This window comes from Melissococcus plutonius ATCC 35311 (assembly GCF_000270185.1).
GTDB classification, from domain to species: Bacteria; Bacillota; Bacilli; order Lactobacillales; family Enterococcaceae; genus Melissococcus; species Melissococcus plutonius.
Genome location: NC_015516.1, coordinates 983,623 through 1,007,540 on the forward strand (window position 1 = coordinate 983,623; position 23,918 = coordinate 1,007,540).

Annotated in this window: 15 protein-coding genes and 3 pseudogenes; 14 read left to right on the forward strand and 4 right to left on the reverse strand. The window is 31.8% G+C overall.

The genetic code is table 11. The features are described 5' to 3' along the window. The first annotated feature begins 46 nt into the window (after positions 1-46). Positions 47-1,048, forward strand: coding sequence for a catabolite control protein A (gene ccpA / locus MPTP_RS04185; RefSeq protein WP_013773835.1), 1,002 nt, complete (start codon positions 47-49; stop codon positions 1,046-1,048). Between the two features lie 167 nt (positions 1,049-1,215). Here ccpA and MPTP_RS04190 read toward each other — a convergent pair whose 3' ends face one another. Continuing rightward, entirely contained in the window at positions 1,216-3,561 is a 2,346-nt protein-coding gene (locus tag MPTP_RS04190) for a transglycosylase domain-containing protein (RefSeq protein ID WP_048589775.1), read from the reverse strand. 166 nt (positions 3,562-3,727) lie between these two features. Between MPTP_RS04190 and MPTP_RS04195 the strand changes: the two genes are divergently transcribed. From MPTP_RS04195 to lpdA, 9 genes and pseudogenes are all read left to right on the forward strand, one after another. Continuing rightward, positions 3,728-4,624 carry a deoxyribonuclease IV gene (locus MPTP_RS04195; protein ID WP_013773837.1) on the forward strand — a complete coding sequence of 299 codons (897 nt, stop codon included), beginning with the start codon at positions 3,728-3,730 and terminating at the stop codon, positions 4,622-4,624. A gap of 295 nt (positions 4,625-4,919) precedes the next feature. Continuing rightward, positions 4,920-5,153 carry a YneF family protein gene (locus tag MPTP_RS04200; RefSeq protein WP_013773838.1) on the forward strand — a complete coding sequence of 78 codons (234 nt, stop codon included), beginning with the start codon at positions 4,920-4,922 and terminating at the stop codon, positions 5,151-5,153. Between the two features lie 227 nt (positions 5,154-5,380). Beyond that, positions 5,381-6,310: a thioredoxin-disulfide reductase gene (trxB, locus tag MPTP_RS04205; RefSeq protein ID WP_013773839.1), complete on the forward strand. Its 930-nt coding sequence runs from the start codon at positions 5,381-5,383 to the stop codon at positions 6,308-6,310. Between the two features lie 468 nt (positions 6,311-6,778). Beyond that, positions 6,779-9,393 (forward strand): annotated as a pseudogene (mgtA, locus tag MPTP_RS04210) (magnesium-translocating P-type ATPase). Between the two features lie 397 nt (positions 9,394-9,790). Then, positions 9,791-10,900, forward strand: a complete 1,110-nt coding sequence (gene pdhA, locus MPTP_RS04215) for a pyruvate dehydrogenase (acetyl-transferring) E1 component subunit alpha (protein WP_013773842.1) — start codon at positions 9,791-9,793, stop codon at positions 10,898-10,900. Between the two features lie 2 nt (positions 10,901-10,902). Next, positions 10,903-11,880, forward strand: a complete 978-nt coding sequence (locus tag MPTP_RS04220; protein ID WP_013773843.1) for an alpha-ketoacid dehydrogenase subunit beta — start codon at positions 10,903-10,905, stop codon at positions 11,878-11,880. Between the two features lie 24 nt (positions 11,881-11,904). Beyond that, positions 11,905-12,414, forward strand: a pseudogene (locus MPTP_RS10355) (biotin/lipoyl-containing protein); the annotation flags it as partial. A 120-nt stretch (positions 12,415-12,534) separates the two neighbouring features. Next, a pseudogene (locus MPTP_RS10360) lies at positions 12,535-13,227 on the forward strand (2-oxo acid dehydrogenase subunit E2); the annotation flags it as partial. 6 nt (positions 13,228-13,233) lie between these two features. Beyond that, entirely contained in the window at positions 13,234-14,640 is a 1,407-nt protein-coding gene (gene lpdA / locus MPTP_RS04230; protein ID WP_013773845.1) for a dihydrolipoyl dehydrogenase, read from the forward strand. Between the two features lie 183 nt (positions 14,641-14,823). Here the strand turns inward: lpdA and MPTP_RS04235 are convergent, their stop codons facing one another. Next, positions 14,824-15,894 carry an AI-2E family transporter gene (locus MPTP_RS04235; RefSeq protein WP_013773846.1) on the reverse strand — a complete coding sequence of 357 codons (1,071 nt, stop codon included), beginning with the start codon at positions 15,892-15,894 and terminating at the stop codon, positions 14,824-14,826. 867 nt (positions 15,895-16,761) lie between these two features. Between MPTP_RS04235 and MPTP_RS04240 the strand changes: the two genes are divergently transcribed. Further along, the gene (locus MPTP_RS04240; RefSeq protein ID WP_013773847.1) at positions 16,762-16,962 is read left to right on the forward strand and encodes a cold-shock protein; all 201 of its coding nucleotides are present in this window, start codon (positions 16,762-16,764) and stop codon (positions 16,960-16,962) included. A gap of 233 nt (positions 16,963-17,195) precedes the next feature. Here the strand turns inward: MPTP_RS04240 and MPTP_RS04245 are convergent, their stop codons facing one another. Beyond that, a complete protein-coding gene (locus MPTP_RS04245) occupies positions 17,196-18,326 on the reverse strand; it encodes a baeRF6 domain-containing protein (protein ID WP_013773848.1) in 1,131 nt (376 codons plus the stop codon). Between the two features lie 807 nt (positions 18,327-19,133). On the opposite strand from MPTP_RS04245, the gene MPTP_RS04250 reads away from it, so the two are divergent. Together MPTP_RS04250 and MPTP_RS04255 are read left to right on the forward strand one after the other, a co-directional pair. Continuing rightward, the gene (locus MPTP_RS04250; protein WP_013773849.1) at positions 19,134-20,459 is read left to right on the forward strand and encodes a DRTGG domain-containing protein; all 1,326 of its coding nucleotides are present in this window, start codon (positions 19,134-19,136) and stop codon (positions 20,457-20,459) included. Between the two features lie 15 nt (positions 20,460-20,474). After that, entirely contained in the window at positions 20,475-21,428 is a 954-nt protein-coding gene (locus MPTP_RS04255) for a DHH family phosphoesterase (RefSeq protein ID WP_013773850.1), read from the forward strand. A 370-nt stretch (positions 21,429-21,798) separates the two neighbouring features. Here MPTP_RS04255 and MPTP_RS04260 read toward each other — a convergent pair whose 3' ends face one another. Then, entirely contained in the window at positions 21,799-22,119 is a 321-nt protein-coding gene (locus MPTP_RS04260; protein ID WP_048589779.1) for a hypothetical protein, read from the reverse strand. A 303-nt stretch (positions 22,120-22,422) separates the two neighbouring features. Between MPTP_RS04260 and MPTP_RS04265 the strand changes: the two genes are divergently transcribed. Beyond that, positions 22,423-23,772 (forward strand): DEAD/DEAH box helicase, encoded by a 1,350-nt coding sequence (locus tag MPTP_RS04265; RefSeq protein WP_013773852.1) that lies wholly within the window; start codon positions 22,423-22,425, stop codon positions 23,770-23,772. Positions 23,773-23,918 lie beyond the last annotated feature (146 nt).

Here is a 23,918-nt window from a genome sequence, read left to right on the forward strand (position 1 = left end):
GTAAATAACGTTTTCTGAAAATAATTTTAAGATTTAGGAGAATAGTATGGAAAAGCAAACAATCACTATTTATGATGTTGCACGTGAAGCAAATGTTTCTATGGCAACTGTTTCTCGTGTAGTAAATGGTAATCCTAATGTAAAACCAGCTACACGTAAAAAAGTTCTCGAAGTTATTGATCGATTAGATTATAGACCCAATGCAGTTGCACGTGGCTTGGCAAGCAAAAAAACAACAACCATTGGCGTCATTATTCCTGATGTCAGTAATGTCTTTTTTTCTTCACTTGCAAGAGGAATAGATGATGTTGCAACAATGTACAAATATAACATCATCTTGGCTAATTCAGATGGGAATGATCAAAAAGAAGTAAACGTATTAAATAATCTATTAGCAAAGCAAGTAGATGGCATTATTTTTATGGGACATCATATTACAGATGATATTCGTGGTGAATTTTCTCGTTCTAAAACGCCAGTTGTTTTGGCTGGTTCAGTTGATCCTGATAATCAGGTTGGCAGTGTAAATATTGACTATGAAGCAGCTACAAAAGATGCTGTTAATTTATTGGCTAAGAATGGTCATAAAAAAATAGCATTCATTAGTGGTGCATTAATCGATCCAATTAATGGCCAGAATCGCATACGAGGATATAAAGAAGCTTTAGCTGAAAATAATCTAACTTATAATGAAGGATTGGTTTTTGAAGCAAAATACAAATTTAAAGAAGGTATTAATTTAACAGATCGTATTCAAAATAGTCAAGCTACAGCAGCTTATATCACAGATGACGAACTAGCAGTTGGCTTACTTGATGGTTTATTAGATAAGGGAATAAAGGTACCTGAAGAATTTGAGATTATCACAAGTAACAACTCATTATTAACGGAAGTGACACGTCCACGTTTGACAAGTATTTCACAACCTTTATACGATATTGGTGCCGTTGCTATGCGTCTTTTAACTAAATTAATGAATAAAGAAGAAGTAGAAGAAAAAAGGATCATTCTACCTTATAGTATTGATAGAAAAGAGTCAACGAACTAATTCAATATTCCATTAAATTCAATAATTGGTAGTTTTCTAAATGGGAACTGACCGACTATTGAATTTAATTTTGTCTATAAATAAATCAAAAACGCAATAAAATTGATGATACAATCAATTTTATTGCGTTTTTTTCTCCATAAAAGATTAAAGCTTTTTATGATTACTTATTTCATATGTTTATTCCAATAACCTTTGTAGTTATCATCTGTTCCACCATAACCAAATTTATATTGACTATTTGGTATGCTTTTTTTAGTATAGTATGAATCTTTGGTAGGACCCTGAATAGTATAGTTTTTACCTTTATAGGTGAATTTTCCTGGTTTTTCACCAGTTAAGTCAGAAACCTTGGCTTTTATAACGTCTTTTGTTAAGGTAAAACGTTTTTTGGTGTCGAATAAGTTAGGATTGGCATTATAGATAGCATTAACTAAATTTGCTACATAAACACCTGTATTATTACCGCTATTTGGAGACAGTGGTGTATTATCATCATGGCCGGTCCATGTTCCTAATGTAAAGGTTGGTGATGAAATGATTAACCAAGCATCTCTATAATCATTAGTTGTTCCAGTCTTTCCTGTCCAATCAATTTTATCTAAATCGCTATTTAAGCTAGTAATGGCTGGTTTAAATGGTGTAGTAATCTTAGAATCTATGACAGAACGCAATAAATCATTCATAATTGAAGCTGTTGCAGGTGAGTATACTTGCATTGATGTATCATGATGTTCATAGACAGGATGACCATTTCTATCTAAAATTTTATCAATTAGATAGGCTTCTTGATATTTTCCACCATTTGCTAATGTTTGAAAGCCATTGGTTTGTGTTACCACATTAGTTTCAACGGTTCCAAGCGGAGCAGATTCATATCCCCATTTTTCATCTTCAGGATAATTCATCTTACTTAAATAATGATCATAGGCAAACTGATTATTGTTCATTTCTTTTTTCATTGCTTCATTTAAGTTATAGACCGGAATATTATAGGAATAATTTAAAGCCGTTCGGACAGTATCAAAAGTGTTTGTTCCCTTATTCCCAGCATTTTCTAAAGGTTTCCCATCTTTATAGGTAATAGGATAATTGGCTAAGCGGCTTTCACTACCAATCAAGCCTTGGTCAATGGCTGGAGCATAAACGGATAACGGTTTGATTGTTGAACCAATCTGTCTTTTGGAATTAAATGCATGATTATTTTGATTAACTGAGTAGTCACGACCAGCAACAAAACCATAGATTTTTCCAGTCGTATTATCCATTAAAACATTTCCTGTTTCAACTGGAGTCATACTTATATCAAGAGAACTACCATAGGCAAATACAGCATTTTGCATGGCATTATGAATCGTTGGATCGATCGTTGATTGAATGGTATATCCCTGAGTCTCAATTTCTTTATAAGCTTGTTCCTCATATTGATTTTTAGTTACTGTATCTAAATCATTTATTTTTAATTTGTTTTTCTCAAGATTTTTTTGCATGATTAATTTTGTTGCTTCATCTAAAACCGTATAATAGAGAAATCCACGTTTTTCTGTTGTTGATTGTTCTGTATGTAAAAAATCTTTTCTAAGATCATATTTTTTTGCTGAAAGATATTCTTTTTTTGTAATAAATTTTTCTTTATACATGTTAAATAATACAAAATCTTTACGCTTAATGCCTAAAGTTAGATTATTTTTTAATTGTCCTGTATTTGTATAAGGAGTATAGGTAATAGGGCTTTGTGGTAGTCCAGCAATAAAAGCTGCTTGTGGTAAAGATAGATGATCAGCGCTTTTACCAAATAATCCCTGGGCAGCCTCTTCAATCCCAGCGATATTATCCCCTCGATTGTTACGGCCAAATGGAGAAACATTTAAATAAGTAGTGAGTATTTCATCTTTAGAAAGGTATTTTTCAACCTGGGTAGCTAATAAAATTTCGTTTGCTTTACGTTTGAATGTTGTTTCGTTTGATAAAATTTGTTGTTTTACCAATTGCTGTGTTAGTGTTGAACCACCTGAAGAACTTCCAGATGTACTTTCTGATATGAGAGCACGTATAACAGCTTTTGGTACGACCCCTTTATGTTTATAAAAGTATTTATCTTCAGTAGAAATAACAGCTTTTTTGATTAAGGGTGAAATTTGATTACTTTTTACTTTTGTTCTAACGATATCAGATTGGATCATAGCAATCGTTGAACCATCTGAATAATTCATACGTGACACTTCAGAAACATTATTGAGTTCTTTCCTTATTTCTGTCTTTGTAGGCAAGTGTGTATCTTTTACCAAATAGGCAAAGTAACCAACGCCAATTCCCATGCCAAGTGCACTTCCCAAGATAATCAGAATTACTGCGAAGACAAATAGGGAATGAAGTACACGAATAAAAACATGGAAAATAAAAGAACCTTCATTTTCATTTGTTTTTTTATGAAAATGTTGAGGTCGTGGTGTCTGATTTTTCAAATGATTCACTCCAATACAAGATAGGAAATTCAATATGATATGATACATTATAACAAAAATTACATTAAATAGATAGATCGCATATAGGGTTTAGTCGATAAGTTAGGCTGTTTCAGATAGCGATCAGTTGATCAAAGGCCAATATAAAAAGAATTGAATTTTAATTCGTTATCCGTTACGCTTGAAAAAATGATAGGGAAAAGTGGTGAAGATAATGCTACTTGGTTCACATGTAAGTATGAAAGGAAAAAAGATGCTTTTAGGATCGGCTGAGGAAGCGGCTAGTTATGGAGCGACAACTTTAATGATTTATACTGGTTCACCTCAAAATACGAAAAGGAAACCTATAGAGGAAATGAACATTGCCGCTGGAAAAAACTATATGAAAAAACATCAAATAAAACAGCTAGTTGTCCACGCTCCTTATATAATTAATTTGGGAAATACATTTAATATGAAAAATTTTGCTTTTGCTATTGAATTTTTATATCAAGAAATCAAACGAGCAGAAGCCTTGGGAGCCAAACAAATAACGTTTCATCCTGGTGCCCATGTTGGTGCAGGATCAAAATGGGGTATCAAGCAAATTATTAAGGGATTAAATGAAGTACTTTGGAAAGATCAACTACCACAAATTTCTTTAGAAGCGATGGCTGGTAAGGGTAGTGAAATTGGTAAAACATTTGATGAACTAGCAGTAATTATGGATGGTGTTTCTTTGAATGAAAAATTATCTGTCACTTTTGATACTTGTCATGTGTATGATGTATGTTATGATATCAAAAATGATTTTGAAGGTGTTTTGGTGGAATTTGATAAAATAATTGGATTAGAACGTTTGAAAGTAGTTCATATAAATGATTCAAAAAATCCAATTAATTCACATAAAGATCGGCATGCAAACATAGGATTTGGTACAATTGGGTTCTCTGCCTTAAATAAAATTGTCCATCATGAAATATTTTCTACATTGCCAAAAATCCTTGAAACGCCTTATGTAAATGTAGGCTCAGATAAAAAAATAAGTAAATCTCCTTATAAATTTAAATTAGCCATGTTGAAGACGCAGGTCTTTGACCCAAATTTGCTTATTAAAATTCAAACACAATAAAGGTGAATGAAAAAAAGAGAATTAGTATATTTGCTATTACTTATTTACTCAATTATTTGTGATTATTAAATTAATTCTTCATTTAGAAGTTAGTCATTTGTTAAGAAAGGCAGTAATTTTGTGAATAAGTTTTCACATTTATTTTATTATGTGGTAATGTTCATTAATAAAGAATGATAAATAGCTTAAATGTTGTCTATTATTTTAGTAATGTAATAAAATAACTTTCTTTTTTTCTTTCTTTCTAGTAAAATAATAATTGAGAGCAAATGTTCAGGAAAGGTGAGATTTTTATATGCCATTTGCAATTGGAATTATTGTTGCGCTTATTGCTTTCTTGGCAGGAGGAGTTGGGGGCTTTTTTCTTGCCCGTAAATATATGAAAGATTATTTCAAAAAGAATCCTCCTGTGAATGAAGATATGTTGCGAATGATGATGGTATCAATGGGACAAAAACCTTCAGAGAAAAAAATTCGACAAATGATGCAGCAAATGAAAAACCAATCAGGAAAAGAAGAAAAAAAATAATTTTCTTCCTTTTTAATGATTTAGAGCAAATGAGCTTTTAAAGCTCATTTTTTATTTTTTAATTGAAATAATTTTATTTATGAATCATTCATTTAGATAGAATACAGCTAGTAATGACAATGATCAGAAAATGACTGAAAAATAGTAAGAATAAGCAGAACAGTAGACAATTATGAAGATAAAAGGTAAAGTAATTGTAATTGAAGAATGTTTTGGAGGAACAATAAATGTATGATGTAATTATAATTGGTGCCGGACCAGCAGGAATGACAACTGCATTATATGCAGCTCGTTCAAATCTATCTGTTTTAGTTATTGAAAGAGGCGCTCCTGGTGGGCAGATGAATAATACAGCAGAGGTTGAAAATTACCCTGGATTCAGCTCAATTATGGGGCCAGAATTAGCTTATAAAATGTATGAAAATTTAGAAAAATTTGGTACTAAAAATGCTTATGGAATTGTCACGGCTATTAAAGATCATAAAGAGTATAAGGAAGTTGTTTGTGAAGATCAAACTTATAAAGGAAAAACGGTTGTAATTGCTACAGGTTGTATTCATCGGAAATTAGGAGTTAAAGGTGAAGAAGATTATGCGGGTCGTGGTGTATCCTATTGTGCAGTTTGTGATGGCGCTTTTTTCAAAAATAAGCATTTAATGGTAATCGGAGGCGGTGATTCGGCAGTGGAAGAAGCAATTTATTTAACACAATTTGCTTCAAAGGTGACGATTGTTCATCGTCGTGATGAATTAAGAGCACAAAAGATTATTCAAGATCGTGCTTTTGCTAATGATAAGATTGCTTTTGAATGGAATAGCGTTTTAGAAGAGATTACCGGGAATAACATGAAGGTAACTGGTGCACGATTGAGGAATGTCGAAACCGAAACAGTCAATGAACATGAAGTAGATGGTGTGTTTATTTATGTTGGTTTAGATCCATTAACAGATCCTTTTAAGGAAATTGGCTTGACAAATGAAGAAGGTTGGATTGTAACAGATGAAGAGATGCGAACAACAATTTCTGGTGTTTATGCCGTTGGTGATGTTCGTTATAAACAATTAAGGCAAATTACAACAGCTGTTGGTGATGGAAGTATCGCTGGAAAACAGGTGTATAACTATATTAAAGAACTTCCAGATACCGAAATTTCTTAATAGAAGTTATCTATTTGTATTTTTAATGCGTAATTGAGCTAGCAATTGATTAAATATTCCCTTATTTTTAAATTTTTAATAATAATTAAAAATAGACATAGGAAAGATTCCTATGTCTATTTTTTGTTGAAGAAACAGTGAAATAGCTAGCAATAAGTAATAGGTATTTTTTTTGACAGGTATATCTGGATGAACTATGATGATTTAAAAGGCATAGCTAACTATCAATTCAGAAGATAGAAATAAATAAGCAGATTTATTCGTTAATTTATATAATATGGAAGACCAAATAAAAAAGATTAAATACTAAATCAATCACTATCTACTTGAATAATTTATAATGATTTGCCAGTCTGTAGTTTATCTTGCTTTTTCAATAAAACTGCTCAATGAATTCAAATATTTAGGGCATAAATAAAAAATAGCATACAGTCTTTTTTCAATAAAACAAAGAATAAGGGGAAAGTCATGAGCAATAAACAATCAAATAAAACAAGTCAAAATACAAAAAAAGATGAAGAATTAAGAAAATTAGTTGGGCTATCAGAAAGAGAGTTGATGATGGAATTTAGGACATCGCAAAAGGGACTATCAAATGCCGATGCTGCTAAACGATTGCATGAAAATGGTCCGAATGTAGTTTCTGCACAAAAACCAACGCCAGCAATTATTATGTTTTTAAAATCATTCGAAGATCCATTTGTTTATGTATTAGTCTTATTAATGATAATTTCTGCCCTAACACGAGATTTTGAAGCTGTAATTGTCATGGCTGTGATGATTTTAGCGAGTGTTATGATTTCTTTTATTCAAGAATACCGTTCACAAATAGCCAGTCAAAATTTAAAAGAATTGATTGAAAATACGGCTGCTGTTACACGTGAAGGTCAAACAAAAGAAATTCCTATGGATGAAATTGTTCCAGGAGATATTGTTACATTGGCTACAGGAGATATGATTCCAGCAGATGCTGTTTTAATTTGGACAAAAGATTTATTTGTTAACCAATCTTCATTAACTGGTGAATCTATGCCGGTTGAAAAATTTGTAGATGCGGGTATTGATAAATCTAAAAAGGATATTTCTGCTTTAGATATGAAAGATCTTGTTTTTATGGGAACAGATATTTTAAGCGGCCAAGGAAAAGCAATTATTCTTAAAACAGGTGAGAATACTTTTTTTGGTGATATTGCAAAAAATGCAACGGTAAATCGTGGAAAGACAGCTTTTGATCAAGGTTTGACAAAGGTTAGTAAATTTTTATTGAGGATGGTCGCTATTCTTTTTCCAATTGTTTTTTTAATCAATGGAATCACAAAAGGACAATGGACAGATGCTTTCTTCTTTGCAATTGCTGTTGCAGTCGGACTTACACCTGAAATGTTGCCAGTAATTGTGACAAGCAATCTAGCAAAGGGAGCACTTAATCTATCTAAACATAAAGTAATTGTTAAAGAACTTTCTTCTATTCAAAATCTAGGAGGAATGGATGTTTTATGCACCGACAAAACTGGAACAATTACAGAGGATAGGGTCGTCCTTGTACAACATTTAAATCCCTTTGGAGAAACAGATGATGAAGTTCTAGATATTACCTATTTGAATTCTTATTACCAAACGGGTTGGAAAAATTTAATGGATATTGCTGTAATTAATTTTTATAAAGAAAAAAACGAAAAATTCCATTTAAAAAAATAACGAAATTAGACGAAATTCCTTTTGATTTTTCTCGGCGTCGGTTGACAGTTGTTATTAATGCGGATGATCATCAATTAATGATTACAAAGGGTGCTGTAGAAGAAATGAAAGATATATGTACACATGCAAAAATTAATGGCAAGATTGAAGTATTAACACCGGATTTACAACAAAAAATGCATACGATAAATGTCAGAATGAATGAACAAGGGATGCGTGTGTTAGCTGTGGCTGTAAAAAAGGATGTACATAGTGATCCTACCTATTCAACGAATGATGAAAAAGGTATGACGCTAATCGGATTTATGGGTTTTTTAGATCCTGCCAAAAAATCAGCCACTACTGCAATTAGATCTTTGCAAGAACATGGGATTAATGTCAAGGTATTAACCGGAGATAATGATATTGTTGCTAAAAAGGTATGTAAAGATGTTGGGATTGAAGTTGCTCATGTCCTATTAGGCACACAGATTGAACAAATGACAGATCAGCAATTAAAAACTGAGGTAGAACAAACCAATTTATTTGCAAAATTAAATCCCATGCAAAAATCAAAAATTATTGCAACTTTACAAGAAAATCATCATACGGTTGGATTCATGGGTGATGGCATTAACGATGCACCTGCATTAAGAAAAGCAGATGTGGGCATTTCTGTCGATACTGCTGCTGATATTACAAAAGATGCAAGTTCAATTATTTTATTAGAAAAAAGTTTAGATGTTTTAGCAGATGGGGTATCAAGAGGACGAGAAGTCTTTAGTAATATGATGAAGTATATAAAAATTACCATTAGTTCAAACTTTGGAAATGTTTTTTCTATTTTGGTAGCAAGTGCTTTTTTACCATTTTTACCAATGATGTCTCTTCAATTATTAATTCAAAATTTGATTTATGATATGGCACAATTATCCATTCCTTGGGATCATGTAGATAAAAATGAATTGATGCATCCTGTTCGTTGGAATACGAAGGAATTAGCTCAATTTACCATATGTATTGGTCCAGTTAGTAGTATTTTTGATATCATTACTTATCTTGTCATGTGGTTTGTTTTTCATGCAAATTCGGTTGCTACACAACATTTATTTCAAACAGGTTGGTTTGTTGTTGGCTTAACCAGTCAGGTACTTGTTGTCCATATATTGCGAACCAAAAAAATTCCATTTATTCAAAGTTTTGCTTCATGGCAGGTAACATTAACAAGTTTTTTAGCTATTTTGTTAGGATTATTGATTGTTTTAACACCGATTAGAAAGGCAATCGGCTTTGTGAAACTTCCTGCAAACTATTGGCTTTGGCTTATCATCATTGTGGGTGCTTATTTAATTACAGTTGAACTAGCCAAACGATTTTATATTCATTTAACTAAAAAATGGATTTAGTAATACAAAATAAAGAATTTTCTGAATTTTTTATGATAGAATTAGGTTTTAGGAAAAAAAGTGACATTAATTTATTTATTTAATTTTAACTAGGCATGATTAATCAACGCTGTTATATAATTTTATTTCTGTATATTAATACAGAGATAAGTTCATGAATTGAAAAAATAAAAGTGTGAAATAATTTTAAATTGTGAAAAAATCACTAATATTTCATATTAAAAGTTGATATATATAAAAAAATTTAATAAAAATAGAAATTTTTTGCTTGCTCTTTTTGATAATTAGTGCTATTTTGTAATTATAATCAATAAAGAAATTGATACAGTTTAAATTGCTGTTTCAATCTTTTTAATTTAAAATCAACTAACGCTGTAATAGAGAGGATTGTGTAAAAATGGCACGAAAAAAGGCTCCTATTAATTTTGAATTATTAATGAAAGAAATAAATGGAGAATTTCCAACGTTCCAGGTACTCGATAAAAATGGGAAAATAACAAATAAAGATTTAATGCCTGATCTATCAGACGAGCAATTAATAGAATTAATGACTCGAATGGTATGGGCAAGAGTACTTGATCAACGATCAACTGCCCTAAATCGACAAGGACGTTTGGGATTCTACGCACCAACAGCTGGACAGGAAGCTAGTCAATTAGCTAGTCAGTTTGCAATGGAAAAAGAAGATTATTTGCTGCCAGGTTACCGTGATGTTCCACAGTTAGTCCAACATGGATTACCATTAAAAGAAGCTTTCTTATGGTCACGTGGTCATATGGCAGGTAACTTATATGCAGATGATTTGTATGCATTACCACCACAAATTATTATTGGCGCACAATACATACAGGCAGCTGGTATTGCCTTAGGAATGAAAAAGCGGAATAAGAAAAATGTGGTCTTTTCATATACAGGTGATGGTGGATCATCACAGGGTGATTTTTATGAAGCGATTAATTTTACAGGTGCCTATCATGCAAATGGTGTATTTATTATTCAAAATAATGGATTTGCTATTTCAACGCCACGTTCATTACAATCCGCTGCACAAACTTTAGCACAAAAGGCAGTAGCAGCAGGAATTCCCGGTATCCAGGTAGATGGTATGGATCCTTTAGCTGTTTATGCAGTTGCTAAAGAAGCACGTGATTGGGCAAGTGCTGGCAATGGACCAGTATTAATTGAAACATTAACTTATCGTTACGGACCACATACCTTATCAGGAGATGATCCAACGCGTTATCGCTCAAAAGAATTAGATAGCGAATGGCAAGAAAAAGACCCACTAATTCGTTTCCGTAATTATTTGACTGAAAAGAACCTTTGGTCAGAAGAAAAAGAAGAGAAAGTCATCGAACAAACAAAAGAAGAAATTAAACAAGCAATTAGCGAAGCTGATAAAATTCCTAAGCAAAAAGTTTCTGATTTCTTGAAAAATATGTTTGAAGATCAACCACAAACAATTCAAGAACAAATTGCATTTTATGAAGCAAAGGAGTCGAAATAACCATGGCACAAAAAACAATGATTCAAGCAATTACGGATGCCTTAGCACTAGAACTTGAAAAAGATGAAAATGTGTTAGTTTTTGGTGAAGATGTTGGTGCAAACGGTGGCGTATTTAGAGCAACCGAAGGCTTACAAAAAAAATATGGTGAAGACAGAGTATTCAATACACCTTTGGCTGAATCTGGTATTGGTGGTTTGGCATTTGGACTTTCTTTAGAAGGATATCGACCAGTACCTGAAATTCAATTCTTTGGTTTTGTTTTCGAAGTAATGGATGAAATTGTGGGGCAAATGGCAAGAACTCGTTATCGTATGGGAGGAACACGTCACATGCCAATCACCATTCGCGCACCTTTTGGTGGTGGTGTACATACACCAGAACTTCATTCAGATAATCTAGAAGGATTAATCGCTCAATCACCGGGTATACGGGTTGTTATTCCATCAAATCCGTATGATGCTAAAGGATTATTGATCGCTTCTATTCGAAATAACGATCCAGTTGTCTTCTTGGAGCATATGAAACTTTATCGTTCTTTCCGTGAAGAAGTTCCTGATGAAGCTTATGAAGTTGCATTGGACAAAGCTGCTGTTGTACAAGAAGGAACAGATATAACCATCATTACTTACGGCGCTATGGTTCGAGAAGCTATAAAAGCAGCAAGCGATCTAGCAAAGGCAAATATCTCTGTGGAAATTATCGATTTACGGACGGTAGCTCCCTTAGATATTGAAACAATTATCCAATCAGTGAAAAAAACGGGACGTGTTGTAGTCGTTCAAGAAGCTCAAAAGCAAGCTGGTATTGGTGCAATGGTAGTTTCTGAAATTTCTGAGCGTGCGATTTTATCTTTAGAAGCACCCATTGGACGTGTATCTGCGCCAGATACGATCTTCCCATTTGGCCAAGCTGAAAATATTTGGTTACCAAATGCTAGCGATATTGAAGCGAAAGTCAAGGAAATCGCAGAATTTTAATTGAATAAAGAGGGGAAGAAAAAAATGACTTATCAATTTAAATTACCAGATATTGGAGAAGGAATTTCAGAAGGCGAAATTGCAAAATGGTTTGTCAAACCGGGCGATATTATTAAAGAAGATGATACTTTACTAGAAATTCAAAATGATAAATCCGTAGAAGAGATACCATCACCTGTTACTGGAACCGTCAAAACGATCTTGGTTTCTGAAGGATCGGTGGCAAATGTTGGCGATGTTCTAGTAGAAATTGATGCACCGGGTCATAATGCTACTAATGTTTCATCATCAAATTCAACACAATCGGAAAAACAGGATGTTAATAGTAACTCGGTTAAAAATACGGAAGAAAAATCAGTTCAATCTAAAACAACTTCCTTATCAACAAATGATTCAACTAAACAAGTATTAGCTATGCCCTCTGTTCGCCAGTATGCACGTGAAAAAGAGGTAGATATTAAGCAAGTTTCACCAACTGGAAAAGGTGGACGGGTCACTAAAGCTGATATTGATACTTTTATTTCAGGCGGTGGACAGGAAAATACAGCAACTTCACAAGAAATAACAACACAACTGGAAACAAATCAAGCAGAAGAAAGTACAAATCAGTCAGCTACATCAATGATAGCTACTGAAATGGCTCAATCTGAAACTCGTGAAAAAATGACACCTACTAGAAAAGCGATTGCCAAGGCAATGGTTCATAGTAAACAAACAGCTCCTCACGTTACATTACACGATGAAGTTGAAGTATCAAAACTTTGGGAACATCGTAAGAAATTTAAAACCATTGCTTCTGAATATGGAACAAAATTAACTTTCTTGCCCTATGTTGTTAAAGCACTAACAGCTACTGTACAAAAATTCCCTGTATTAAATGCTTCAATTGATGATGCTACCCAGGAAATTGTCTATAAAAACTATTATAATATTGGTATTGCAACTGACACAGAAAATGGATTGTATGTACCAAATATAAAAAATGCGAATACAAAAAGCATGTTTGCAATTGCTGCTGAAATTAATGAAAAAGCAGAAGCGGCACAACAAGGAAAATTAACTGCTCAGGATATGAAAGCAGGATCAATTACGATTAGTAATATTGGTTCTGTAGGTGGTGGTTGGTTTACACCGGTCATCAATTATCCAGAAGTTGCTATTTTGGGTGTTGGTACAATTACCCAACAACCAATTGTAAATACAGAAGGTGAACTTGCCGTAGGTCGTGTATTGAAACTCTCCTTAAGCTTTGATCATCGAATTGTTGATGGAGCAACAGCACAAAAGGCAATGAACAATATTAAACGCTTATTGGCTGATCCAGAATTATTATTAATGGAAGGGTGATTACTGATGGTTGTAGGAGATTTTGCTATAGAATTAGACACGATTGTGATTGGAGCAGGTCCTGGTGGCTATGTTGCTGCTATTCGTGCAGCTGAAATGGGACAAAAAGTAGCCATTATTGAAAGAGAGTATATTGGTGGTGTCTGCTTAAATGTTGGATGTATTCCTTCAAAAGCATTAATTGCTGCTGGACATCATTACCGAGAATCATTGGATTCCACTTTGTTTGGTGTATCAAGTAAAGAGGTGACGCTTGATTTTGAAAAAACACAAGAGTGGAAACAAAAAGAAGTCGTCAATAAATTAACAGGTGGTGTAGGCTTCCTGTTAAAAAAACATCAAGTTGAAATTCTTGAGGGAGAAGCTTTCTTTGTAGATGATCATACCTTACGAGTCATTCATCTAGATTCAGCCCAAACTTATTCCTTTAATAATGCGATTATTGCAACGGGTTCTCGTCCAATTGAAATTCCTGGCTTTAAGTTTGGTGGTCGTGTGTTAGATTCAACTGGTGGTTTAGGATTAAAAGAAGTGCCTAAGAAGTTTGTTATTATTGGCGGAGGTGTTATTGGTGCTGAATTGGGTGGTGCATACGCTAACCTAGGTGCTGATGTAACAATCTTAGAAGGAACATCTTCTATCTTACCAACATTTGAAAAAGATATGGTTGGATTAGTTTTAAATGAATTTAAGCAAAAAGGTATGACAATTGTAACTTCTGCAATGGCAAAAGAAGCAGTTGATAATGGAGATAGCGTGACGGTTCGTTATGAAGTAGATGGTAAGGAACAAAGTATCACAGCAGATTATGTGATGGTTACTGTTGGACGTCGTCCAAATACAGGTGATCTTGGTCTTGAACAAGCGGGTGTTGAAGTTGGTGAACGTGGACTTATCCATGTTGACGAACAAGGTAGAACCAATATTCCAAGTATTTATGCGATTGGCGATATTGTACCTGGTGCTGCCTTAGCTCATAAAGCAAGTTATGAAGCAAAGATTGCTGCTGAGGCAATTTCAGGTAAAAAAGTGGCGGTTGATTACAAAGCAATGCCATCAGTTGCATTTACAGATCCAGAGTTAGCGACTGTGGGTATGACAATTACAGAAGCAAAAGAGGCTGGATTGGAAGCAACTGCCTATAAATTTCCATTCTCAGGAAATGGCCGTGCTTTATCATTGGGACAACCAGAAGGATTTATTCGATTAGTAACAACCAATGAAGAAAAAACAATTATTGGTGCACAAATTGGTGGCGTCGGTGCTAGTGATATGATTTCTGAACTAACTCTTGCTGTTGAATCTGGTATGAATGCTGAGGATATTGCTTTAACCATTCATCCACATCCATCTCTAGGTGAGATTACAATGGATGTTTCAGAATTAGCATTAGGACTTCCAATTCATATTTAATAAAATAAATAAAAAGAGTAGATTGTTCGGTTTAAAATTAGCCTATTAGATTAGGTGATACATCTTTTTAATAGAATATCCAATGAACAATTTACTCTTTTTTGATTTTAGCTAATTCGTTTATTTAAATTTAAAGATTATACAAAAAATAAAACCAATCATAATGATTGGTTTTATTTTTAGCTAACTATCATTTTCTTTTAGTTCTTTGTTTTTTCGTTTTTGCCGAATATAATTTTTTTTTAACCCAGGAATCGTTTTTACTTTTAAAACATCTAAGAAAAAAGTAAAAATGGGAATGCCGACAATAAGACCCCAAATGCCAAAAATATGTTCGCTAACTAATAAGATGACAAAAGTATAAAAAATTGGCAATTCGGTTTTGCTAGACATAAATTTAGGATTTAAAATATAAGATTCTAGAATATGTACAACAATAACTACAAACAATACATAAATGACATCATTAGTTCCGCCTTGTGTGTAGGCAATAAAGCTTAAAGGAATACATGAGACAATAACACCGGCAACAGGAATTAAACTAAGGATAAAAATCATAATGATTAGACCAGGCAATTGATGAAATCCAATCACAGCTAAGGCAATTGTTGTGATCACGGTGTTTACAATGGCAATAAAAAATTGCGCTTCAACAACTACACCAAAGGTATTAACAAATTTATTTGCAAAATAATAGATATCTCCAAAGAACCAACTAAGATCACTTTTTAAAAAAAGTTTGGAAAATGCTGCCATTTGATCTTTTTCAATCATAAAGAAAAAACTCAGGATAAAGGATAAAATAAAAGATATTCCTAGAGAACTAACATTTTTAATATAATGAAGAAGAATGGTTGCACCATTTTGGACTTGAGACATCAAATTATTTTTTTCCAGATAGGAATTCGCAAGGTTAAAAATTTGGTTTGTATTATTATCTGAATTATGATAAAAATAAAGAACTGAATTGTACATTTGAACACTTTGATGAACAGCAATTGGAACATATTTTGTAATCGCTAAATAAATTAAAAAAACGACTAATGCGTATAAAGTCAGAACGAGAATAACAGAAGGTATTTTTAAATACTTTTGAATAAATGTCACGCAACGCATCGCTAAAAAGGTAAAAATGAAAGTTAATAGAATAGCTGTTATAATGGATCTAGCTAAAAATAAAAGTAATATAATTATGAGCAAAACAGTTAAACGCCTTAACCGTCTATTTTGAATAAATTTATCATATAAATTCATTGATTACTCCTTTGTATGCAATTTATATTTTATAATACGAAGAATACTACAAATTTTCCTAGTTGACTATAAAAATTAAAAAAAACAATAAAAATTTAACTATCCTTTTACGAAATAAATAACATATTGTTTTAAGTTATCTTTGTTCATTATCTTAATATAGGTAATATAAACATTATATAGATTCCTGATGTAAGATAGATAAAAATATTATTAAAATGGAAGCTGAAGGAGACATTATTAATAAATTATAGGTATTTTTAATCAAAAAAGGATTTAATTGATTAAGCTAATGAAAATTATAATTATTAAATAGTTTTATATAAGGTAAAGAATAAGTTGATGGGTATGTAGTATTAATTTGGTGAATAATATATGAATGAGAAATTTTCAGGAAAATAACTTCTCATTACAAACGATTAAACAAATCATTAGAGTATCGAAGAAAGGAAAATAGTTATATTTTTTACTAATAAGAATTATTATTAAATTTTTTTGGTAAACAAGATTCATCATTTATCATAATAAAAAATTTAAATTAGCATGTAATTCATTTAAAGTAAAAAGTAGTTCGATGTTAAAATCTCTTTAAATGATTCGTATTTATAATTATAGAATAGCTTTACTCTGATTATTTTAATCATTTAAAAATGATAAGCTAAATTTTTTAATCAAATTATACTTATTTTTTTGAAAAAGCATAGATATTACTAGTCAAAATAATTAAAGTGTGTTATAGTAAGAGAGTAGTTTTTTGTTCGGTAATATGTGTAGCTGTTTCAAATAAACATCTTCCACATTTTTCACCTTTCAAGTAATTGCAAACAATAATTGATGTGTCTTGAACACACAAGGAGGATATTTATTATGGAAACAGGTACAGTTAAATGGTTTAACTCAGACAAAGGCTTTGGATTTATCACTGCAGAAAATGGAAACGACGTATTCGTTCATTTTTCAGCTATTCAAGGAGACGGATTCAAAACTTTAGAAGAAGGTCATACAGTAACATTTGATATTGAAGAAGGTCAACGTGGCCCTCAAGCAACAAATGTTGTAAAAGCTTAATTTAATTGATAGACTTTTCAAGAGATCAGGCAATTTGCTTGATCTCTTTTTAGATTTCAAAAGTTTCCTAGACTAAAGTATATAACAACAAAATAATTTTTAAACATAAAAAAGAGATAAGAACTAGATTTATCTAGTTCTTATCTCTTTTTTACTAACTGTTGATTCAACTTTAAAGAGGTATGATTGATCAATTGTCTCCTTTGTTAATTTATTATCATATCTTGGTTAATTTAATAACGTAAAACAGCGATTAAGGATTTTTCATCAGGTGTAATACTTTGATCTAAAATATATACCTTTCCATCCATCTCTATGACAGAATAGACTAAATCGTTAAAAAGTTTGTTCCGATCAAATTCTTCTGACGTCATTTTGGTTGTTGTTGCTACTAAATTGGCCGTTGAAATGAAGAAATAGGCTACTTTTCCTTCCTTAATAGCTGGTACAATTTCTTCCAACTGATCAAGGTATTTTTTATCTAACAATTTATTATATTGTTCTAATTTTAATCTTTCAAGTGTTTGATTAAGTGTTTTGACAGATTCTTTTATCTCTGCCATAGTTGCTTGTGCCGGTGAAGCTGTAATCGAAGCACTTTGATCTAAATAAGAATTTTTAGCGATTTTGATAAATTGTACTTGATTCTCTTTTAATGCAAAAAGACGTATGGGTAATTTTTCTAATGTTTTTAAGGAGTTTTGTAAAAAGGTATCTACTGCTTGATAGTAATTTTGCCAATCAATTTCTACCTCTTGATCTTTTGTATTGACACTATGATAAGAAACACCCTCTTTGGAGCTATTATTATATCCTGGTCCTCCATGAGTAGAATAATTTACTTCCCCACCTGTCAGCTGATCACCAAGCGCAACATTTACATTAACTGGCGCATCGTCTGGTAATAAAATAGGAGTTACATTTTGATTTTCTACATGATAAAGAGCCATAGAGTCTCGATTTAATGCCAATAAATAGTATTCATGATTAAATTGAATGTTTTTAATAATTCCTAGTAAATAAGGCTTACTATCTACATAATATTGTTCTTGAACATGAATGACTTGTCGTTGAATAAAGCTATTGTTTTGTGTGAAGATAATCGTTACACTTGCTGTAGGATCTCTCCAAAATGAGCCATCCATAATTAATTCATCTATTTGTTCTTGAAAGGGTGCCCATTCTAATTTAGGGTATTTTTTTTCAAAACGTTCTTTTGCTGCTTTAGCAAAATTTTTAAAAGTAATGATATCTTGAGTAATGTCTTGGTGTGCGACAAGCGTATTCAGAGAAAAAGATACAAATGGTCCTTTCACTGTATTAGAAAATAAGTCGTTTAAGACATCTTGTTCTTTTGTTTTCATAAGCAAGTCCCTCCTTGAAATTAGTGTAGCATACAGAAATGGTTGTTTAAAATAATATGGCTTTTCTATCTGAGTAATCTAAAGATATATCAATATTCTTTGTGCATTTTTATTTTTGTGTTGTTTAGTCAAAAGGTGCATTGATTATTAGATATTAATTTAGTCATCTACTTATTATTGAATAAACAATAAAATATAGCTATTAATTTTTGCTAATCTTTGCAACAAATACATAATCCTAATTTTTTATTTACCTAATTATTAAAATAATAAAAAATAATTGATAGAAAACTGTACTAAAATAAAGGTTAATCTGTTATACTTTTAATTGAAAGCTGTTTTGAAAATATTTGATAACAAATTGTATATTATTCTATTGATCGATAAGATTAAAGAATAATGTAAACATCAAATATTTATCGTTTGACTAATTATAAACATGATTAGCAAAAATTAATTGATTGTAGGTCTTTCGTGACAAAAATAGTTGTTTTGCCTGAAATAAAAATGACCCTTTTACTTACTTCTTTGGAATCACGTAAGATAATCAGAAATTATGATGGATAATAATAGGTAATATGGAAAATTGCTATAAAATGAACTACAAGTAATTTTGTTTAATGAATAGATTTATAAAAATGAATGGTGCTTTGTATTAGATCAAAAAGCTACATCAAGTGATAAATTTGATGAATAGAACAGAAAACCTTAATTTGTTATAGAAGATTTGAAATAGGTAGTGAATACGAATGATTTAATAAGCAGAACTACTTTATAAAGATTAAAAATAGATTGCGAGGAAAAATCATGGCAACCAAACATTCTCAAATATTAAAATATATTGAAAATCTACCAATTAGTGAACGTATATCTGTTCGTAGTATTGCTAAAAATCTTGGTGTTAGTGAAGGAACGGCTTACAGAGCAATTAAGGATGCAGAAAATATTGGATTAGTTTCAACAATTCAACGGGTAGGGACCATCCGAATTGAACGAAAGTTGAAAAAACATATTGAACGATTAACTTTTGGTGAAGTAGTAAAAATTATTGAAGGTGATGTGCTTGGTGGTACAGCTGGATTGAATAAGGTATTAGACAAATTTGTCATTGGTGCAATGACTGAAAAAGCGATGGCACGCTATATTACACCAGGTTCCCTAATGATTGTTGGAAATAGACAGGAAATACAAAAATTTGCTTTACGAAATTATGCAGCTGTCTTGATTACAGGTGGTTTTGATACTTCAAAAGAAATTGAGGAACTTGCAGATCAATTAGAAATTCCAGTTTTACGAACAAGCTATGATACTTTTACTGTTGCTACCATTATCAACCGTGCTTTAAGTGATCAATTGATTAAAAAAGATATTTTATTAGTTAGCGATATTTATACACCCTTAGAAAAAACAAATTATCTTTATACTGGTAGCTCGGTGAATGATTATCAAGAGTTATCTGAGCGAACACAACATTCTCGTTTCCCAATTGTTAATAAAAGTCAACGAGTCATTGGGATTGTTACTCCAAAGGACATTATTGGAAAACCTACAACAACCATGCTTGATAAAATTATGACAAAAAATCCAATTACAGCTAAAAATGCGATGAGTGTAGCAAGTGTAGGACACCAAATGATCTGGGACGGATTGGAAGTCATGCCGGTTGTTGAAGATGATTTTTCCTTGGTAGGACTGGTATCTCGTCAGGATGTTATGAAAGCGATGCAGCTTGTTCAAAGACAACCACAATTAACCGATACAATTTCTGATCAAATTGCAGCTGAAATTAGTTCGGTTGATGAAAAAAATCATAAAGCTATCTCAAATCATTTTCGTTTAACTGTAACTCCACAAATGGTTAATAGTGTAGGCACAATTTCTTTTGGTGTACTGGGTGAAATTATCATTAATGTTATCCAACGAATGATGCTAACAAATCAAAAACGAAATATTATGGTTGAGCAAATGAATCTGCATTATCTAAGATTAATTCAAATTGAAAGTGAATTAGATATTTATCCACAAATTTTAGAAATTGGCCGACGGTCAGCAAAATTAGATGTTAATGTATATTGGGAAAATGTTATTGTGGCAAAAGCTATTGTTATTTGTCAGGTAATGGAACGTACCTAGGAGGAAGTAGAAGAAATGGATATCTTAAAAGCAATTATCGAAGAAATAGAAAAATATCCACGTATTATTATTCATCGTCACTTAAGACCTGATCCAGATGCAATTGGATCACAGGTTGGATTAGCAGAAATAATTCGAGAAAGTTTTCCGAATAAACAGGTTTATCAAGTAGGAGAAGAGGTAGATGATTTAAAATTTCTAGCATCCATGGAAAAAATTGAGGATACTATTTATGAAAATGCGCTAGTTATTGTCACGGACACAGCAAATACTGCTCTTATTAGCGACAAACGATTTTTAAATGGAAAAAAAATGATTAAAATTGATCATCATCCAAATGATGATCCATATGGAGATATTGTTTGGGTAAACACAAAAGCCAGTAGTTGCTGTGAAATGATTACTGATTTATTTCTTCGCCATCAGGATAAATTAAAAATAAATAATCAGGCAGCTCGTTTACTATATGCGGGAATTGTTGGCGATACAGGTCGGTTTCTTTATCCAGCAACAACATCACATACGCTAGAAGTTGCGGCTATGCTGATGACATATAACTTTAATGCTTCTGATTTGAATCGTCAACTAAATCAAATGTCCTTACAAATTGCCAAACTTGCTGGTTATGTGTATCAAAATATCCAAATAGATCAATCAGGTGCTGGTAAAGTGATTTTATCAAAAGAATTACTAAAACAATATGGATTAGTGGATTCAAATACTGCAGCTATTGTGCCACTGCCGGGTACCATTGAAGAAATAATGGCTTGGAGTATCTTTGTTGAACAACCAGGTGGGAATTATCGGGTTCGTTTACGTTCAAAAGGGCCAGTCATTAACGAATTAGCTAAGAATCATCGTGGAGGCGGCCATCCATTAGCGAGCAGTGCCAATGCAAAAGATGAAAATGAAATAAACGAAATTTATGAAGAACTTCAGAAATTATGTAAAAATTTTTCTCCTAGTTAATTGCTATAATAAATGATGCATTTGTTCTTTTGTGGAAAAAACCAAGTAGTTTTATCCACAAAAGAGCAATGAACTGATTATATGGTATACAAATTGGCGATATTATTAACGGATTATTTATTATTTTTTACTACGTATTTCTATAATGTTTCACAGTTATGAAACATTATAGAAATACATTTTAGTGATTAAAAAGGATATAGATTCAATAATTTTAGTGACTGGTTAGGAATGTTATTTTAGAAAATTAATGGCTCGTTCTATAAAATAGCTATTTATCAAAAATTGAACAATATAGATTTATTTTGATAGACTTTTTATTAAAAACTTATTTGGCCGTAATTTATCTAAAGTAGACCTGGTTTAAAAATTACTTATTATTTTTTGATCGTTTTGCACGATAAACAATCAGTTGTCTAATTCCTCTATATAAGTTAATGATTGTTAAACAGGCACCTAAAATGAAGGGAATCCATAACAATCTCAGATCATAATGAATCGGATGAGTAGAAACGGCTGCCGCCTGTAATACTTGAAAGCTAAAAATAGTCAGGAAAACAGAAATTAACAATAAAGCAAAAAGTAAATAATGAATATGATTTTTCCTATAAATATAAATGAATAATAAATAGAGTAGAATTAAAAAAATGCATACACCTATTACAAAATATGGATTTAACACTATCAACATCCTCTCCTCTTATTTATCATACTGCAAATTGATTGCCGTGCAAAATATAAACAGACAGGTGAAAAAAGTAAATTAATGAAACGAATTAAACATCAGCTAATTCAATGAATAGGTGAGACGATTTTCATAGTCATAATTGTAAAAAAAGCATTCTATTGATAGCAATTTAAATACTTATTCACAGCAGAATGCCATAATCAATCATTTTCGCTATCATTTCTCATGAGGACAAGGTAAAACAACTATTTTTATGATATAATTCAAAAAGATTTGTTTAGAAATATAAGAAAAGAGGTGTTAGAAATGTCTTCATTTAAGCAATTTCAATTTAAACCATTTCTAATGGAAGCTTTAAAAGAAAAGGGATTTCAGCAACCAACGCAAGTACAAGAAAAATTAATACAAATGATTCAAAAGGGGAAAAATGTCATTGGTCAATCGCAAACTGGCAGTGGCAAAACACATACATTTTTATTGCCCTTACTAAATAAAATTGATCCAACTATTGATGAAGTACAAGTGATTATTACAACACCAAGCCGTGAATTAGCAAATCAGATTTATCAAGCAGCAATTCAGGCGGCTAAGTTTAGTTCACCAGAAATACATATATCAAATTTTATTGGTGGCACAGATAAGCAACGTCAGTTAATAAAGCTTAAGAATCAACAACCGCAACTTGTAGTTGGAACGCCAGGTCGAATATTAGATATGATTAATGAACAAGCATTGAAAGTTCATACAGCCTTTGCTTTTGTCATTGATGAAGCAGATATGACGCTTGACATGGGCTTTTTGGAGGATGTAGATCAAATTGCTAGTCGATTACCAAAAAATTTACAAATGTTGGTATTCTCAGCAACAATTCCAGAAAAATTACGACCATTTTTAAAAAAATACTTAGAAAATCCTGTCATTGAAGAAATAAAATCAGAAACAGTGATCGCTTCAACCATTGATAATTGGCTTTTTTCAACAAAAGGCAAAGATGTTAATCAATTGGTCTACCAATTATTAACGATTGGCCATCCTTATTTAGCAATTATTTTTGCAAATACAAAACAACGAGTAGATGAAATTACAACTTATTTAAAAGAACATGGATTAAGAGTAGCCAAAATACATGGCGATATTTCACCTAGAGAACGAAAACGGGTCATGCGACAAGTACAGAATTTAGAATATCAATATGTCGTTGCCACAGATTTAGCAGCGCGAGGAATTGATATTGAAGGAGTCTCAGAAGTAATTAATACAGAAATACCTAAAGACTTGGACTTTTTTATTCATCGTGTCGGCCGAACAGGTAGAAACGGATTAAAAGGGACTGCTATTACACTTTATTCGCCTGCTGATGAACAGCAAATCACAGAAATTGAAAAATTAGGAATTACCTTTCAACCAAAAGAAATTAAAAATGGCGAAATCATAGCAACCTATGATCGTAATCGTCGTCTAAAACGAGAAAAAACGCAAGATGAATTAGATCCAATACTGATTGGTTTGGTTAAAAAGAAACAGAAAAAAATTAAACCCGGTTATAAGAAAAAAATCGAACGAGCAATTACAGATAGTAATAAACAAAAACGAAAGGTCGAACGTCGTCAAGCAAATCGAACAGCAAAAAAGGCAAAGAAAAGATCTTCAAATTAATAGAAACAAGTTTATTATAAGTTATTACTATTTTTGCTTTGAATAAGTAAAAGAGAAAATGAATTTTAATATAGAATGATTGACTTTATTTAAAATCTTTTCTATAATCGTATAGATAACTAAAGGATATGAATCATTTTTAATGA